Genomic DNA, 16,454 nt, shown 5'->3' with positions numbered 1-16,454 from the left:
CTCCCGGCGTTCAAGACGTCCACGGCAGCCATGACGTCAAAGGCGTCCAAGGCCTCCACGACGTCCATGGCAGCCAAGACGTCCATGGCTTCGATGGCGAAGGAGAGTCCAGGGGCGAAGGGAAGTCCGGGGCGTCCGGCGTCAGTTGGCCGTCCATCGGGCGGACAGTCGTGACAGCCGCTCCGCCGCCCCTTGCAGGACCTCGCGGGACGCCGCGAACGACAGCCGCACATAGCCTTCGCCGCCCGCCCCGAAGGCCGAGCCCGGGGCCACCGTGACCGCGGCCTCGTCGAGCAGCCGCTGCGTGAAGGCGGCCGACGACAGCCCCGTGCCCCGTACGTCGGCCAACGCGTAGAACGCGCCCTCGGGGCGGGCACAGGTGACGCCGGGCAGCGCGTCCAGGGCGCTGACCGTCATCTCCCGGCGCACCGTGTACTCCTTGAGCATCGCGGCGACGTCGTCGGCCGTCCGGGTCAGTGCCGCGACCCCCGCGCGCTGCACGAACGAGGCGGCACAACTCACCGTGTGCTCCTGGACCTTGAGGGCCTGTGAGATCAGCGGCTCGGGTCCCGCCAGATAGCCCAGCCGCCAGCCGGTCATCGCGTACGCCTTGGAGAAGCCGTTGACCGTGAGCGTGCGCTCCGCCGCGCCGGGCAGGCTGGCCAGGCTGAGATGGGCCCGGCCGTCGTAGACGATCTTCTCGTAGATCTCGTCCACGACGAGGACCAGGTCGTGGCGGACCGCGAACGCGACGATCTCCTCGGCCTCCTCGCGGTCCAGTACGTGCCCCGTCGGGTTGGCCGGCGTGTTGACGACCAGCGCCCGGGTGCGATCGGTGACCCGGTCCTCCAGGAGCCGCCCGGACAGCCGGAACCCGTCCCGTGCGCTGAGCTCGGCGGACACCGCGCGGGCGCCGAGCAGGCCCGCCATCGCCGGGTAGCTGACCCACGCCGGGGTGGGCACGATGACCTCGTCCCCCGGGTCGAGGACGGTCATCAGCGCGGTGAACAGGGCCTGTTTGGCCGAGGGAGTCACGATGACGCCGGTGGCCGGATCCACCCGGACGCCGTTCTCGGTGTGCAGCTTGTCCGCGACGGCGCGCAGGAGTCCGGGGACGCCCCGGCTCGGGGTGTAGTGGGTGTCGCCGTCCTCCAGTGCCGAGATCGCCTCCGCGACGACGGGGGCCGGCGTGGTGAAGTCCGGTTCGCCGCCGCTGAGGTCCAGTACCTCGACGCCGGCGCGCCGCAGCTGCTGGACCGTCTCCAGCAGGGCGACGGTCGCGGACCGTTCGACCTGCGAGAACCGCTGTGCGACGCGCACGCTCGTGCCGCCTTCCTCCGCGGGGCTCACTCGCCCGCCTTGTCCGTGCCCGAGCCGACCAGCTCAGGGGTCTCCCCCGAGCCGACCGGCTCGGGGGTGTGCGCCCGGGGTGCCCGGGTGCCGGTCACCGGGCGCAGCGCGTGTGCCGCGATGGCGTCGGCGTCGTGGACGAAGTCGCTCCACATGCCCGGCCGGCTGCTGCCCACCTGCATGAACCATCGGGTGTGCTCGGTGGGGATGCCGAGGACGTACATGCCCTCGTCGACGCCTCCGTCCCGGTCCACGGGGTGGAACGGGCTGCGGGTCACGGCGACGCCGCCGGTGTCGTAGCGCGTGTCGCCGCTGTCGTTGACGTAGGGCGTCCACGTTCCGGACGCGCGCAGCGCCGCGGTGAGCGGGCTGAGGTCGCGGCGCAGATCGGGGTCGGGGATCCGTGCGTCGACCAGGGTGGTGACCGGGACGGCGGAGCCGGGGACCGCGGGTGAGTGCACGACGTAGCGGCCCTGGGCGGGGTCGGTCTCGAAGCGGGTGTGCGGGCCGGCGATGCGCAGCAGTCCCCGCTCCAGCAGGGCGAGGACCTGCTGGAGCCGTTCCTTGGGCGGTCCGGCCGCGAGGAAGGAGGCCCTGGGCACGTACCAGCCGAGGAAGTCCTCCTGCTGCGAGCGCCCCGTCAGTCCGGAGAAGTCGACGAGGTCGCGGATGACCCAGCGGGTGTCGCGCATGACGTCGAGCGCGGCCTTGAGCGGGGAGTCGGCGTTGCCCTCGGCGGCGTGCGCGAGGTCCCGGGTGATCTCTTCGCGCAGGGTGCGCTCGAAGTCCTCCGGGCCGGTGAAGGTGCGGTGCGCGAAGGGCCGGGCGAGCGCGTCGATGTCGATCGGCGGCACGTCCCGCAGTCCCAGCCGCTCCGCGACGGCCGCGACCTGGGGTACGCCCTGCCCGGCGGCGAGTTCCACCTGTGCGGTCAGGCGTGCGGCGCTCTCCTCGCCGAGGGAGCGGTGCAGGGCCGTCGCGTAGTAGACGAGTTCGATCTCGGCCATCAGCCAGGGAAAGACATGGCGTCTGAAGTCGAGCGGCCCGTCCGGGTGGTGGGCGCGGACGCGGGCGGGGGTGAACAGCAGCGGGCGGTAGGAGTAGCGGGGCGGTTTCTGGTTGCGGCCCCGGGCCGGCAGCGGCATTCCGCTGCGGGAGCCGGCGACGATGAGCGGCTCGTGGCCGCTGGGGTGGTAGACGAGTGTGCCGTCCTCGGCCGGGGTGAAGCGGCCGCCGCGGCCGATGGTGAGGGCCGCCATCACGTCGTAGAAGGACAGGCCGAGGCCGATGACGCCGACGGCGGAGCCGGGCGCGATCTCGTGCAGGGGCATGTCGGCCGCCGACTCGCCCTGGATGTAGCGCAGTTGGGGGTGCCGGCGGGTGAGGGCGGCGAGGTCGTGTTCGTGGCCGGTGAGCCGGTTGCGGGAGTGGCCCGTGGTCAGGACGACCCGGTCGACGTCGAGCCGTTCGCCGCCCGACAGGGCGATCCGGTAGCGGCCGTGGGTCCCGGTGACCTCCTCGACGCGTTCCTTGATGCTCCTGAGCCGTACGCCGGGCGGCAGGTTCCGTTCCACCTCGGTGAGCACCGAGCGCAGGTAGCGGCCGTACTGTCCGCGTGGTGCGTAGCTGTCGGGGCCGGGGTAGTTCCCGGCGGCCTGCCACCACTGGCCGAACGAGGGGCCGGCCCCGGCCCGCGTGGGGCCGTCGTCGGGTTCGCCCGAGTAGGCGGAGCACTGGCCCGCGACGGTGTTCATCAGGAACCAGTCGGGCTGGTCGGTGCGGTAGACCTGGCCGGCCCCCGGCTCGACCGCGTCGACCAGGAACAGCCGGACGTCCAGGGGGCCCGGCTGTTCCGCGAGGCGGGCGGCGAGCCGTTCGAGCACCATCATCCCTCGTGGGCCGCTGCCGATCACAGCGATGCGTGTCGTACTCATCGGGGCTCCTTCGTGGATACCCCTGGCTTCAGCCGGGGGAGGAAACGAAGCTCCTGCGGGGCAGGGCAGGGAAAGTCGGTTCGCCCTCCGGGCGGAACGGCGTTGTCAGCGACGGCCAGTACGTTGGCCACGTGTATCTGAGGTATTCCTTCCGGATCGAACCGACGCCGGGTCAGCGCACTGCGCTGGGCCGTACGTTCGGCTGCGCCCGGGTGGTCTACAACGATGCGCTGGCCGCCCGGATGGCCGCCTATGCGGGGGACAAGTCGCGTATCCCGACGGGTGTTCTGGCACGGCAGGTGATCACGGAGGCGAAGCGGACTCCCGAGCGGGCGTGGCTGGCCGAGGTGTCCGTGGACGCTTTGCAGTCCTCCCTGCGGGACCTGGATACGGCGTACGCGAACTTTTTCGCGTCGGTGTCGGGGAAGCGGCGTGGTATCCGTGTGAGCCTGCCCCGGTTCAAGTCGAAGCGGGAGACGCGGCAGTCGGTCCGGTTCTCGAAGAACGGGTTCCGGCTGCGGGACAACGGCCGTTTGAACCTCGCGAAGATCGGTGATGTGCGGGTGCGCTGGTCGCGGCCGCTGCCGTCGGCTCCGTCGTCGGTGACCGTGGTCAAGGATCCGTCGGGCCGGTACTTCGCGAGTTTCGTCGTCCAGGTCGAGTCCGAACCGCTCGTGCCCGTAACAGCCGAGGTCGGCATCGACCTCGGCCTGACCCACTACGCCGTTCTCTCCGACGGCAAGGTGATCGACAATCCGCGCTTCCTGCGGCGTGCCGAGCGGAGGCTGAGGAAGGCGCAGCAGGCCTTGAGCCGCAAGGCGAAGGGATCCGCGAACCGGGCCAAGGCCCGCATCCGCGTCGCCCGTGCTCACGCCCGGGTGGCCGACGCGCGCAGAAACTGGTGCCACCAGAGCGCTTCGAGGCTGGTCCGCGACAACCAAGCGGTCTACCTCGAAGACCTGGCAGTCTCCGGTCTCGCACGCACCCGCATGGCCAAGTCCGTGCACGATGCCGCATGGGGCATGTTCCGCCGCGTGCTGGAGGACAAGGCAGCCCGAGCCGGCCGTCATGTCGGTGTCGTCTCCCGCTGGCTGCCGTCGTCCCAGACGTGTTCGGTGTGCTGGGTCGTGGACGGGACGAAGCCGCTGCACGTACGCACCTGGCGGTGCAGCGGCTGCGGTACTGAGCATGATCGTGACCTCAATGCGTCGCGTGTGATCCTCGCCGCCGGGCAGGCGGAGAGGCTAAACGCCCCTGGAGGGCCGGTCAGTCCCGGCGCGGAAAACCCGCGCCAGGCACGGCCCGTTGAACGGGGAACCCATCCGAAGCCCCAGCCGGTGACCACCGGCAGGCAGGCGGGAATCCCTCTCCTTTAGGAGGGGGAGGATGTCAAGCGGCTGTTTTCTCCCCCTCGACCTCGCGGTCGACGATGTACGGATAGCTCCCGAGCAGGCTCAGCGAGTCGACGCCGCGGCGCATGGCCTCGACCGCCTCGGCCAGGGGCGGGTACGCGATGTGCTGGTCGACCTCGACCAGGAAGTGGTAGCGGCCGCGGGCGGTCTGCCGGGGCCAGGACTGGATCCAGGCGATGGACACCTGCCGCCGGCTCAGTTCGCCGAGCACGCCGGTGAGCACGCCGGGTGCCGAGCGGTCGGAGGTGATCAGCAGCGCGGTGCGGTCGCGGCCGGTGGGCGGTTCCTGGGGGCCGGGGCGGCGCAGCGACACGAAGCGTGTGGTGGCGTCGTTGCGGGTGCCGATGTCGTGGGCCAGCACGCTCAGTCCGTAGCGCTGGGCGGCCTCGGGTGCGGCGATCGCGGCGTCGGTGGCGGGCCCTCCTCGCGCGAGGGCCAGTGCGGCCGCCGCGGTGGAGTCGGCGAGTACCGATTCCGCGTGCGGCAGGTGCCGTTGCGTCCACTGCCGGCACTGGCCGAGCGCGTGGGGATGGCTCACCACCCGGCGTACGTCGGACAGTCGCGTGCCTTCGGCGGCCATCAGGGCGAAGGTGACGCCCATCGCGACCTGGGCGTCGATCCTGAGCTCCCCGGCGTGCGCGACGAGTTCCCCGAGCGTGGGCGGCACCACGCCGCTGACCGAGTTCTCCAGCGGGACCACCGCCCGGGCGAAGTGGCCGCGGCGCACGGCCTCCACCGCCGCGGGGACGGTGGGGAAGGGAACGGTCTGCCGGGCGAAGGGCGCGAGCCGCCGCACGGCGGACTCGGTGAAGGTGCCCTCCGGGCCCAGATATGCGTACGTCATCGCGCCGCTGCCACCGCCCGGCGTATGCCCAGTTCGCGGGCGAGCCGTTCGCGGACGACCGGCAGGTCCTCGCAGTCGCCCTGCTCGCGCTCGGCGATGTGGACGCGGTACAGCTCGTCGAGCTCGGCCTCGTCGATGGTCACGTCGAGCTGCTCGATGAGGTGGCGCAGTACGGCCCGGCCCGAGTGGCGGCCGATGAGCAGGGAGCGCTGGCGGCCGAACCGTGCGGGCTCGACGTACTCGTAGGTGCTCGGGTCGGCGAGCATGCCCTGCTGGTGGATGCCGGCCGCGGTGCCGAAGACGTACTTGCCGAAGATGGGCTTGTTGCGGGGCTCCTCCAGCCTGATGATCTCGCGTAGCCGGTTGTACACCGCGTACATGGCCTCCAGGCGGACCCCGGTGGTCATGCCGAGCAGTTCGCTCTTGTACGCGAGGACGGCGGCGACCTCCTCCAGCGAGGTGTTGCCGGCCCGCTCGCCGATGCCGCCGAGGGCGACCTGGATCTCGTCGGCGCCGGCCGCGAGACCGGCCAGGGTGTTGGCGGTGGCCAGGCCGAAGTCGTTGTGGCAGTGGGTGGAGACCTTGACGGGCCGGGGCGCCCAGCGGCGGATCTTGCCGATGAGGGTGCCGAATTCCTCGGGGGTGTGGCAGCCCGTGGTGTCGGCGAGGATGATGCAGGTCGCGCCCGCCTCCACGGCCGCCTCGGTCAGCGCGCGCAGCAGGTCGTCCTCGCCGCGGCTGGCGTCCTCGATGCCGACGGCGATGTCGGTGACGCCCAGGGAGACGGCGTACTCGACCGTGTCCACCACTTCCCGCACGGCCGCGTGGCGGGTGATGCCGCGCTTGTGGGTCAGGTGGATCTGGCTGCCGGTGGCCACCATCTGCACCTGGTGGTTGTCGGTGCCGCCGGCCTCGACGGCGGTCTCGACGTCCCTGCGGGTGGTGCGGGAGAACGTGGCGAACCGGGTGCCGGTCAGGTGCCGGGCGATCAGCCGGGTCGCCTCGAAGTCGCTGGGCGAGGAGGCGGGGAAGCCCGCCTCGATGGTGTCCACCCCCAACCCCGCGATCAGTTGCGCGAGTTCGAGCTTCTGCTCGGGGCTCATCGCGTTGCCCGGTGCCTGCTCGCCGTCGCGGAGCGTGGTGTCGAAGACGGATATACGACGGGGTGCTGCGTGCTGGTTCACTTCTCCCCCAAAGACCTGGGACCCATCCGGAATCCTGAGCCGAACAGCCACTGATCCTCGGGAAGGCGCGGTCCGGCGTCATCCGCTGTTGGAGGAGCACCCGGGGCCGTACCGCACACTCGGCATCACTTCCGCGCCTTTGGTGGAGCGGGGGTCCACCAAGGGCCATGGTCGGTGGGCCGGCTCCTCTCCCGGCCGATGCCCGCGCCGGGGGGCGGGCGTCACGGTCGGCGTATTCGGCTGCCGGGAGGGGTGCCCGCACAGTCGGGGTGCTCGCCTGCCGGGAGGGGTGTGCCCACGGTCGGGGTGCTCGCCCGCCGGGAGGGGTGCCTACGGTCGGCGTGTTCGCCTGCCGGGAGGGGGTGGGGGCGGTTCCGTCGATGGGGCAGGTTGTCGCGCACTCCCCCGCTCATGTCGCTTTCTGCCGCCCCGCGCTTCCTACCGTGAGGCCATGGCATCCACACAGCCGGCCGTGGCCGGCGAGAACAGCTCCGCGGCGAAAGTGCTGGTCGAGCGGGACGGGCCGGTGCTGCGTGTCGCGCTCAACCGGCCGGAGAAGGCCAACGCCCTGGACGCGGACATGGTGGCGCGTTTGTCGTCCGCCCTGACCCTGCTCTCGGACGATCCCGGGCTGCGCGTCGCGGTCCTCCACGGCCACGGAAGACACTTCACCGGCGGGCTCGATCTCGCGTCCATGGCCCCGCGGCTGGCGACGGGCGACGACAGCGTTCTTCCCGAGGACGGGCGGGATCCCTGGGGTCTGTACCGGGCCCCGGCCGGCAAGCCTGTCGTCACGGCGGTTCACGGACGCTGTTTCACCGCGGGTCTCGAACTCGTCCTGGGCAGCGAGATATGCGTCGCCGCCGCGGACACCGTCTTCGGGCAGCAGGAGGTGAGCCGGGGCATCGTCGCGCTCGGCGGCGCGACGATTCGGCTGCCCGAGCGGGTCGGCTGGGGCAACGCCATGCGCTACCTCCTCACCGGTGACGAGTTCGACGCACACGAGGCCTGGCGCATCGGGCTGGTGCAGGAGGTGGTCCCCGCCGGCGAGCACCTGGACCGGGCGCTGGAACTGGCGCACCGGATCGCGGCGCAGGCCCCGCTCGCGGTCGAGGCCACCCTGGCCGACGCGCGCACCGTTCTGGCCGGGCCCCTCGCGAGGTCGGCGGCCGCCCTGCGCGGCGAGGTGGGCCCGCGGCTCTTCGCCACGGGCGACGCCGCGGAAGGCGTCGCCTCCTTGATCGAGCGCAGGGCGCCCGTCTTCCGGGGTGCCTGACCGGCCGCGGAACACCCCGGCCGATTCGCCCCGCCGGCTCCCCATGCACCGGTCGTGTCCGCCGGGGTCGGGAGCGGCAAAGAGGCGCTTACGGCGGACGGTACGGTGATCCACGCCGGGCGCCGGACACCCATCGCGAAGGGCGTGGCAGGCTCGTGCGAAGGGCGGGGCGACCGACTGCGGGGCAGGCTCGCCGCACCGCGCCGACCGGCACCCGCCATCCAGGGTGCGGGACGCCGATGCTGGCTCGGAACGCCAGTGCTGGTGCGAGGAGAAGGGGGTGTGCCATGCGGTTCGGTGTGGTGGCGGTCGACGGATGCTGGGACTCCGGGCTGACCTCGGTGCTCGACGTCCTGCGGACCGCCCACGCCGCGCGTGAGCGCGTGGATCGTGGGCTTCCCGGCCTGGACTGCGTGCTGCTGACCCCCGGCGGTGCCCAGGTCGCCACGGCGGGCGGACTCCTCGTGGCCGGAGCGTGCCCCCTGGAGGACGCGGCCGCGGCGGGAATCGACCTGCTGCTCCTCCCGGCGCTCGGCGCGCGGAGCCCGGCGACCCTGGTCGACGCGCTCATGCGCCCGCAGATCCGTGGCGTTCGTTCCGCTCTGCACCGGTGGACCGAGGGCGGCGGTCCGGTGGCCGCCGCCTGCACGAGCACCTTCCTGCTCGCCGAGGCCGGACTGCTCGACGGGCGCCGCGCGACGACCACGTGGTGGCTGCGTGACCTGTTCGCCCAGCGCTATCCGAAGGTCACGCTGGACATGGACCGCATGGTGGTGCGGGACGGCGCCGTCGTCACCGCCGGCGCGGCGTTCGCCCATATCGACCTCGCACTCAGCCTGGTGGCGCGGATCAGCCCGCGGCTGGCCTCCGAGACCGCCCGCGCGCTCCTGATCGACCAGCGGCCCACGCCGAGTGTGGCCGCGTTCACCGACCACCTGCACGACCAGGACCGGCTGGTGGGCGACTTCGAGGCCTGGGCGCGCACGCACCTGCACCTCCAGGTCGGGGTGGCGGATGCCGCGCTCGCCCTCAAGGTGACCCGCCGCACCCTGGAACGCCGGGTGAGGGAAGGGCTGGGGACCTCTCCCTACGCCTTCCTGCGGGCCCTGCGCGCGGAGCGGGCGGAGCATCTTCGCGCGACGACCTCGCTGCCGGCCGAGGACATCGCCCAGCGTGTGGGCTACCGGGACGCGGGCAGCGTCCGCAGGCTGCGCCCCGGCCGCTGACCCCGCGCCGCCCGCCGCGAACCCTTCGGCTCGCCTACGGCCGCGGCCCGGCTCCCGGCCCGGCTCCCGGCGCGGCGGTGAGCACCGTCTACTCATGTGCCCGCCCCCGCCCGTGGCTCACCGTGGAGGGCACGAGGACGGTCTTGCCAGGTTCCGGGGGCCCGCCATGAGCGGTGGCCCAGGTCCCCGGTCGTGTGACGGCTCCCGTGGGGACGGGACCGTCGCGCACAGGTGGCCGTGTCCCGCCCGCCAAACACGCCGGGCGGCACGGCCGCCTCGCCCCGCGCGGGCTCGACCCGGCTGCCCGGTGCGGCGGTACACCGCGTCCGGTGGCCGACTGCGGGCCGCGGGCGCCCTGTCGGGCCCCTCGGGAGGTGTCCAGTGAGTGCACCGGACGCCCCGGCGCGGGCGGCCCGCCTCCTGCGGCTCGCTCGTCCCTGTTGTCCGACCGTGAGGAGATTCCGCGCCATGACCAGCACTCTCGGCACGTCGTCCGCCCGCTCCCGTACGTGCCCCGCCCGGCTCCAGAACGTGGCGTGCGACGTGGACGCGGCGGCGCGGCACCAGTTGTGGTGGACCGCTCAGCAGACGGCCGGACAGCCCGAGCGCCCGCCCGTCCAGGCGGACCATCTGCGTCAGTGGGCGGGCGTCCTCATCGACGCCCTTCTCGGCTTCGACGACGACATACAGCGGTTGCCGGGTCCGCAAGCCGATGTGTGGCGGCGAAGGATGTCGTTCTCCACCCGGCACCGGCTGTCCCCCGTCACGGGGAATCTGCCGACGCGACGGTGGCTGGTCCATGCCCGGCAGCGGACGCACATCCGTCTTGCCCTGCCCACCGACCGGCGCCTGTACCAGCTCTGGGTTCCCCATCTGGTGGACGCCGTCCGGGGGCTCGTGGGGCAGAGTGCCGCGGCGGCCGCGCAGTCGAGGCGGTCCGAAGAGGATCCCGGTGTCACGGCCCATCTCCTGAACGCGCGGCACAACCTCCTGCACGCCTGCCTGCACCTGAACCGGCACACGCGCTAGGACGAGGCCCTCGCCCCGCCATGCCACACCCCGCCGTGCCGCGGCGTCGGCTCAAGTCTTCGGGTTCAGGGCCTTCTTGAGTTCCGCGCGGGTGGACACGCCGAGTTTCCCGTAGATGTTGTACAGGTGGTTCTCCACGGTCCGGCGGGAGATGGACAGCGCGTCGGCGACCTCCTGTGCCGAGGCGCCCGAGCTGGTCAGGAGCGCGATGTCGCGCTCGCGGGGCGTCAGTGCCGCCGCCGGTTCGGGGGCCGTGCTCAGCAGGGGGGTGCGGGCGCCCTCGCACCGTGCGGCGAGCAGGTCCGTGCGGTTGGCCGCCGCGGTGGCTTTGCGGGTCTCGCCGGCGCGTTTCCATCCCGCGGCGGCCGCTGCGGAGGCCTCGGCCGCCAGCAGGTCCGCGCCCATCTCCTCGAAGGACCGTGACACGGCTTCGAGAGCCTTGGCGTCTCCTGTGGCCAGCTCGGTGACGTAGGCGGCCCGGGCGTGGGTGAAGGGCGAGTCGCTGGTCCGTGCGAGGTGGGTGATCCGCTCCAGCACCTGCCGGGGCCCGCCCAGCCGGGCGACGTCGGTGAGCAGCGCGGCCTCCGAACTGACGACTCCCGCGTCCCGGGCCAGCAGGGCGGCCTCGACAAGCACTTCGCGGGCGGCTTCGAGCCGGCCCGCGGCGGCGTGCAGCCAGGCTGTGGCGAGGTCGTCCTCGCCCACGAACAGGCCGACGCGCGGGTACTGGTGTGCCTCGGCCAGTGCCTTCTCGGCGGCGTCGTCGTCGTCGATCTGCGCGGCGGCGGCCGCGAGCCCGCACAGGGCGGGGCGCATGGCGAGGGTCTGTCCGAGCGGGCGGCCCAGGGCGATGGCTTCGGCGTACCAGTGGCGTGCGGAGCGGGGGTGGCCCGCGAGCCATTCGGCGCGGGCCAGTTGCAGTGCGGTCCAGACGTGCGGCACGTGCGCGCGTGCCGCCATGAGTTCGGTCAGGGCCTGGTTGCCGACGGTGCGTGCCTCGTCCAGCCGGCCGGCCTCGGCGAGGGCGAAGACCAGGCCGTTGCGCTGGGCCGCGGGGTGCAGGTAGAGGGCCTGGTCGTGGTGTCTGAGGTGGACGTCGTAGGCGGTCTGGGCGGTCGTGACGGCTTCGGCGGTGCGGCCCGTCATCGTCAGTCCCGGGGACTTGTACATGAGGCTGAGGAGCAGCACGTTGACGTCCGCCGGGTTGTCGGTCTCGTACGTGATCTCGCCCAGGGCGTCGAGGCCGGCCTGGGGGTCGCCGCAGGCGATGCGGATGGTCGCCTCGGCGGAGCGGATGCGGAACTTCGCGGACGGGCTGTGGGCGTGCCGGGCCGCCTGTTCGATCACTTGGAGGGCTTCGGCCTGGTGTCCCTGTACCCAGAACAGGTTCTGCACCCGGGTGAAGGCGACGTCGAGGATCTCGTCATCGCCCTGTGCCAGTTTCTGGGCCTGTACGAGGACCGCTTCCACCTCGTCGGTCCGGCCGGCCTGTGCGAGGCAGTGGCCGAGGAGCAGCAGGCAGGCGGTGTCCGTCTCCTCCTGCGGGACGGCTTCCAGGAGTTGTACGGCCCGGTCGTAGCTGTGGGTGTCCTGGGCGATGCGGGCGGCGGCGAGGAGTTGTCCGGTCTCGGCGGTGCCGGTGGCCTCGACCTGCCAGGCGACGGAGCGGAAGAAGTCGCCGCGCCGGCGCAGGCCGTGTGCGGTCAGGGCCTGTGCCTGGTTGAGGTAGAGCCGCCGGCGTTTGAAGGGGGGCATGTTCGCCTGGAGGACTTCGCCGTAGACCGGGTGGGTCAGGTCGATGCGGGTGCGGCGTCGGTCGAGGAAGACGTGTGCCAGGTCTTCGGCTTCGAGTTCGAGCAGGGCTTCGTCGCGTTCCGTCTCGGACAGGAGGCTGTCCGGGGTGATGGTGCCGCAGAGGGAGATGGCTTCGAGGAGGGTACGCGCGGGGGGCGAGAGGGCCGACAGTCTCGTCTCGACGAGTTCGGCCAGGTGCGGTGTGGTGGTCTCCGGCTGTGCGGCGGGCGCCAGTTCCCAGACCTCGCCGTCGTTGTGCATGGTCCGGGCGTCCAGTGCGGCGATGACGAGTTCCCGCAGGAAAAGGGGATTTCCCGCGCTCTTCAGGTATATCTCGTACGACGTTCTTCGGCTGACGGGTCCGTCGAGCATCGACTCGAGGAGATGGTGGGTTCCCTCCTGGTCGAGGTTCTTGAGATTCACCTGGCGGAATCCGAATCCGGTGGTCAGCGACCGGGCGTCCTGGGGTGCCGGTTGGCCGTCGCGCGCGGTCGAGAGAAGGAATATCTTTCCCGCGTCGGAAAGGCGTTGGAGGATGATGAGGGAGGACTGGTCGAGCAGGGGAATGTCCTCGACGAGGAAGAGGGTTTCCTTCTTTTTCCCTCCTTCGATTTCCGACGCGATGCCGGTGAACACGCCCGTGACGTCGGCGGTGGTGGTGCCTGCCGGGATGATGTGGGCGAGGGCTCCGAAGGGGACGGCCGAAGCGCCTTGGGTGGCGGTCGCCCGGACGGTGTTCCAGCCCTTCGACGCGCCGATGTGAAGGCATTCGTCGGCGAGTCTGGACTTTCCCACGCCCTGGGGGCCGTGGATCGAGAAACCCCGCCCTCCGGGGTCGGCCAATGCCTCGCCGTAAAGGGCCAGTTCGGTGATGCGTCCCACGAGAGGCTGTTGTCCGGCGCCGATTTTTTTCATCCTCGAACGTCCTCGCAGCAATGTGGGGTCCGCCGTCGGGGAATATCCGGTCACCCACGGATCATTCCCAGGCTCTCCATCATACGCGCGGCGTCCGGCCTCGCCCTGGTCCCGCTATTGGGTCTCGGGGGCGGTCCGGTGTCCTGTTTCAGGGGCCGGTGGCGGGTTCAGCCGGCGCAGTTGTGGAAAGGCAGGGGGATTTCTTCGCGCAGCCGCGCGAAGAGCGCGGGGTCGATGTTCCCGCCGCTGATCACGGCCACCTGGCTGCCGGCGGCGGGGAGGTCGTGCTCGTGGTAGAGGTGTGCCGCCGTGGTGACCGCCGCGGACGGTTCGACGCTCATGTCGGCGTGCCGTGCCAGCAGGGCCACGCCGGAGGCGATCTCGTCCTCGGTGACGGTGACGATGTCGTCGACGAACGCCCGCAGGTGCTCGAAGGCGAGCTGTCCGACGGTGGTCGTGCCCAGGCTGTCGGCCAGGGTGCGGGCGACGCGTTCGGCCGGCCAGGACACCCGCCGTCCGCGGTGCAGGCTCTCCTGGGCGTCCGCGGCGAGTTCGGGCTCGACGCCGACCACTTTGATGCCGGGGCGGGTGAGCTTGAGCGCGGCCGCGACCCCCGCGATCAGTCCGCCGCCGCCGACCGGCACCAGCACGGTGGTGACGTCCAGGCCCAGGGCCACGGCCTCTTCGGCGATCTCGAGGCCGACCGTCGCCTGGCCGGCGATGATGTCGGGATCGTCGAAGGGCGGGACGAGCACGTGTCCGTGTTCCTCGGCGAGCTGCCCGGCGAGGCGGGCGCAGTCCTGCGCCGGTGCCAGCCGGACCTCGGCGCCTTGTCCGGTGACGCTGTCGATCGTCGCTTCGGGGGTGGTGGAGGGCAGGACGATCGTGGCCTTCACGCCTTCGAGGCGGGCCGCGTGGGCGAGGGCTCTGCCGTGGTTGGCGCTCGCGCCCGCGACGACCCCTCGTGCCCTTTGGGAAGCGGGCAGCCGCAGGAGGAAATTGGCGGCGCCCCGGATTTTGAACGAGCCGGTGACCTGCAGGTTCTCGGGCTTCAGGAGCAGTGTGCGGTGTCCGCAGGAGGCCCAGGGCGCGGCGAGCAGCGGGGTGGGGGAGATGACGGGCTCAAGGCGTTGGCGGGCGGCGTAGATGTCGTTGAACGTCAGGACGGTCATGGCTGGGCCTCGTCCCTCCAGGACAGGAGATGACCTCCGGTCGGGTTCGTCCGGGGGCCTGGGCCGCACGGTCGGCGTCCGGTGGGGGGCGCGTGTCCGCACGGCCCGGTGGCCGGTGCGGCTCCGCTAGCGTGCCGAGCGGGCGGCCCGGCCGGCCGCGTCGTCGGCGGTGGCGTCGACCTGGCGGTGGTCGGCCACGGTGTGGCTCTTGGCCGTGCGCCGCAGCAGGAGGGCGACGACCACGGCGGCCAGGACGGCGGTGGCGGCGCCGCTGACCATGGCGAGGTGCATGCCGGAGGCGAAGGCGTCCCGCGCCTGGTCGACCAGCGACAGGTTTCCGGTGGCCTCGCCCGCGTGGGCGGCTGCCGCGAGCGAGGAGCGGGCGGCGTCCGCGACCGGGGCGGGGACCGCGCCGACGTCGAGGTGGCTGCGGTATCCGGCGCTCAGGACGCTGCCCAGGACCGCGATGCCCAGCGCGCCGCCCAGTTCCCGGGACAGGTCGTTGACGGCGGAGCCGACGTTCTGCAGGTGCGGCGGCAGGGCGTCCGTGATCGCGGCGGTGGCGGGGGCCATGGCCAGTCCCATCCCCGCGCCCAGCGGCACGAGCCCGGTCACGAGCAGCCAGTACGAGCTGTCGGCGTCCAGCCGTGCCATGACGAACAGGCCGGTGGCGACCAGGAGCAGTCCCACGCACCAGGGGCCGCGGGCTCCCCTGCGGGCGACGAGACGCGGGCTCAGGCGGGCGCTGGGGATCATCGCCGCGGACATCGGCAGCACGCTCACCGCGGCCACCAGGGCACTGTCACCCCGTACGAGCTGCAGATACTGCATGACGACGAAGATGAATCCGAAGAAGGCGAAGAACTGCAGCGTGATCGACAGCGATCCGGCCGCGAACGGCATCCGCCGGAACAGCCTCGGGTCCAGCAGGGGGTGCGGGTGGCGCAGCTCCCAGGCCACGAACACGCCCAGCACCACCAAGCCGGCGGCGATGCCCACCAGGGTGCGCGGGCTGGCCCAGCCGTGCTCCGGTGCCTGGATGACCGAGAAGACCAGCACGCCCAGGCCCAGCACGGTCAGGACCGCGCCGACCACGTCGACGCGCCGGCTGTCGGGCTGCGCCGACTCCGGGACGAAGCGGTGGGTGCCGATCAGCGCCACGCCCGCCAGGACGACGTTCAGCCAGAACACCGAGCGCCAGGACCACAGTTCGAGGGCGGCGCCGGAGGCCAGCAGGCCCAGGACCGCGCTGGCGCCGGCCACGGCGGCCCAGATGCTGACCGCCCGTGCCTGCTGGGAGCGCGGGAAGGTGCTGGTGATGGTGGACAGCGTCGCCGGCATGATGAAGGCCGCCGCCACGCCCAGCACGCCGCGCAGGACGATCAGGACGATCGGGTCGGTGGTGAACGTGGCGGCCAGGGAGACTCCGGCGAAGGTCGCCAGGCCGCCGAGGAGCGCCTTGCGGCGGCCGAAGCGGTCGCCCAGGGTGGCCGCGAGGAGCAGCAGGGCGGCGAAGATCAGGCTGTAGGCGTCGATGATCCACGAGAGCTGGGTCTGGTCGGCGTGGGTGTCGCGGGCGATGTCCGGGAGGGCCACGTTCAGCGAGGCCATCGCCGAGACGACGGTCGCCAGGGCCAGACAGGTCACGACCAGTACGGCGCCGTGCCGTACGGCGGGTGCCGGGCCGTCGGGGTGGTCTGAGGGGATGAGACCGTTCACGAGAATGTCCTTGGACGAATGATCCGAGACGGACGAGCCGCCGGGGAATGCCGGATTCGTGGATTCGTGCTGTTCACCAGCCTGGCGGTGGCCCGCTCGCGGGGAATGAGTAACGCGCACTCAACCCGGTCAGGGGCTCACGATCGCCCAGTGGCTGACCAGCCCGTCGTGGGCGGCGTCGCCGGCGTCCGTGGCCAGGGCGTCCACGATGTGGGTGCCGCGGCCGTGTTCGTCGGCGGGGCGGTCGGCGCCGTACTGGTCGCCTGCGGGGCGGGGGCCGCCGTCGGTGACCGAGACCAGGACCGCCTCCTCGCAGTGGCACAGGCTCACGGCGATCGGCGGCTCGGCGTAGTGGACCGCGTTCGTCACGAACTCGGAGACGACCATCAGGACGTCGTCCGCGGTCTCCTCGTGGACGCCCCAGGCGTGCATCACCCCGCGTGCCGCGCGCCGCGCGGACGAGGGCGCCTGCGGACCGTGCTCCAGGACCAGCCGCCAGACGCCCGACGTCTCGTCCGCCCGCGACGGTCCGGCCGCCGGGGAGGCGAGGAGGGTCTGCGGCGAGCCGGCTGTGGCGGTGGGGCACGTCATGGTGATCA

Annotated in this window: 12 protein-coding genes; 4 read left to right on the top strand and 8 right to left on the bottom strand. The window is 72.2% G+C overall.

All coding sequences use genetic code 11. The features are described from left to right. Nucleotides 1-141: 141 nt before the first annotated feature. A complete protein-coding gene (locus ACFRIC_RS17060) occupies nt 142-1,320 on the bottom strand; it encodes a pyridoxal phosphate-dependent aminotransferase (RefSeq protein WP_382785879.1) in 1,179 nt (392 codons plus the stop codon). Between the two features lie 26 nt (nt 1,321-1,346). Beyond that, nucleotides 1,347-3,284 (bottom strand): FAD/NAD(P)-binding protein, encoded by a 1,938-nt coding sequence (locus ACFRIC_RS17055; protein WP_382785875.1) that lies wholly within the window; start codon nt 3,282-3,284, stop codon nt 1,347-1,349. Nucleotides 3,285-3,415: 131 nt separating this feature from the next. Here ACFRIC_RS17055 and ACFRIC_RS17050 point away from each other — a divergent pair, with 131 nt between their 5' ends. After that, a complete protein-coding gene (locus tag ACFRIC_RS17050; RefSeq protein WP_382785872.1) occupies nt 3,416-4,660 on the top strand; it encodes an RNA-guided endonuclease InsQ/TnpB family protein in 1,245 nt (414 codons plus the stop codon). Nucleotides 4,661-4,673: 13 nt separating this feature from the next. On the opposite strand, the gene pheA is transcribed toward ACFRIC_RS17050, so the two are convergent. Together pheA and ACFRIC_RS17040 are read right to left on the bottom strand one after the other, a co-directional pair. Next, the gene (gene pheA / locus ACFRIC_RS17045; protein ID WP_382785870.1) at nt 4,674-5,540 is read right to left on the bottom strand and encodes a prephenate dehydratase; all 867 of its coding nucleotides are present in this window, start codon (nt 5,538-5,540) and stop codon (nt 4,674-4,676) included. Further along, nucleotides 5,537-6,724: a LeuA family protein gene (locus ACFRIC_RS17040; RefSeq protein ID WP_382785866.1), complete on the bottom strand. Its 1,188-nt coding sequence runs from the start codon at nt 6,722-6,724 to the stop codon at nt 5,537-5,539. The genes pheA and ACFRIC_RS17040 overlap by 4 nt, the downstream gene beginning before the upstream one ends. A gap of 451 nt (nt 6,725-7,175) precedes the next feature. Here ACFRIC_RS17040 and ACFRIC_RS17035 point away from each other — a divergent pair, with 451 nt between their 5' ends. The 3 genes from ACFRIC_RS17035 to ACFRIC_RS17025 all read left to right on the top strand — a co-directional run bounded on the left by ACFRIC_RS17035 (nt 7,176) and on the right by ACFRIC_RS17025 (nt 10,255). Beyond that, nucleotides 7,176-8,000, top strand: a complete 825-nt coding sequence (locus ACFRIC_RS17035) for a crotonase/enoyl-CoA hydratase family protein (protein WP_382785864.1) — start codon at nt 7,176-7,178, stop codon at nt 7,998-8,000. A 287-nt stretch (nt 8,001-8,287) separates the two neighbouring features. Further along, entirely contained in the window at nt 8,288-9,226 is a 939-nt protein-coding gene (locus tag ACFRIC_RS17030; RefSeq protein WP_382785861.1) for a GlxA family transcriptional regulator, read from the top strand. 468 nt (nt 9,227-9,694) lie between these two features. Then, nucleotides 9,695-10,255 (top strand): hypothetical protein, encoded by a 561-nt coding sequence (locus tag ACFRIC_RS17025; protein WP_382785858.1) that lies wholly within the window; start codon nt 9,695-9,697, stop codon nt 10,253-10,255. A gap of 51 nt (nt 10,256-10,306) precedes the next feature. Here the strand turns inward: ACFRIC_RS17025 and ACFRIC_RS17020 are convergent, their stop codons facing one another. The 4 genes from ACFRIC_RS17020 to ACFRIC_RS17005 all read right to left on the bottom strand — a co-directional run bounded on the left by ACFRIC_RS17020 (nt 10,307) and on the right by ACFRIC_RS17005 (nt 16,446). Continuing rightward, nucleotides 10,307-12,964 carry a LuxR C-terminal-related transcriptional regulator gene (locus ACFRIC_RS17020; RefSeq protein ID WP_382785855.1) on the bottom strand — a complete coding sequence of 886 codons (2,658 nt, stop codon included), beginning with the start codon at nt 12,962-12,964 and terminating at the stop codon, nt 10,307-10,309. Nucleotides 12,965-13,131: 167 nt separating this feature from the next. Further along, nucleotides 13,132-14,136 (bottom strand): threonine/serine dehydratase, encoded by a 1,005-nt coding sequence (locus ACFRIC_RS17015; protein WP_382785852.1) that lies wholly within the window; start codon nt 14,134-14,136, stop codon nt 13,132-13,134. Between the two features lie 126 nt (nt 14,137-14,262). After that, nucleotides 14,263-15,855 carry an MFS transporter gene (locus ACFRIC_RS17010; protein WP_382785849.1) on the bottom strand — a complete coding sequence of 531 codons (1,593 nt, stop codon included), beginning with the start codon at nt 15,853-15,855 and terminating at the stop codon, nt 14,263-14,265. Between the two features lie 129 nt (nt 15,856-15,984). Further along, a complete protein-coding gene (locus tag ACFRIC_RS17005; protein WP_382785847.1) occupies nt 15,985-16,446 on the bottom strand; it encodes an ATP-binding protein in 462 nt (153 codons plus the stop codon). Nucleotides 16,447-16,454 lie beyond the last annotated feature (8 nt).

The sequence above is a fragment of the Streptomyces sp. NPDC056738 genome (genome assembly GCF_042790435.1).
Taxonomy (GTDB): Bacteria; Actinomycetota; Actinomycetes; order Streptomycetales; family Streptomycetaceae; genus Streptomyces.
Note: the sequence above shows the minus strand (reverse complement) of the source record. Positions and strands in the feature narration are given on the sequence as shown.

Coding starts and splice junctions, on each gene's coding strand:
- ACFRIC_RS17055 (WP_382785875.1), bottom strand. CDS start 3,284: ATGAGTACGACACGCATCGCTGTGATCGGCAGCGGCCCACGAGGGATG.
- pheA (WP_382785870.1), bottom strand. CDS start 5,540: ATGACGTACGCATATCTGGGCCCGGAGGGCACCTTCACCGAGTCCGCC.
- ACFRIC_RS17035 (WP_382785864.1), top strand. CDS start 7,176: ATGGCATCCACACAGCCGGCCGTGGCCGGCGAGAACAGCTCCGCGGCG.
- ACFRIC_RS17030 (WP_382785861.1), top strand. CDS start 8,288: ATGCGGTTCGGTGTGGTGGCGGTCGACGGATGCTGGGACTCCGGGCTG.
- ACFRIC_RS17025 (WP_382785858.1), top strand. CDS start 9,695: ATGACCAGCACTCTCGGCACGTCGTCCGCCCGCTCCCGTACGTGCCCC.
- ACFRIC_RS17020 (WP_382785855.1), bottom strand. CDS start 12,964: ATGAAAAAAATCGGCGCCGGACAACAGCCTCTCGTGGGACGCATCACC.
- ACFRIC_RS17015 (WP_382785852.1), bottom strand. CDS start 14,136: ATGACCGTCCTGACGTTCAACGACATCTACGCCGCCCGCCAACGCCTT.
- ACFRIC_RS17005 (WP_382785847.1), bottom strand. CDS start 16,446: ATGACGTGCCCCACCGCCACAGCCGGCTCGCCGCAGACCCTCCTCGCC.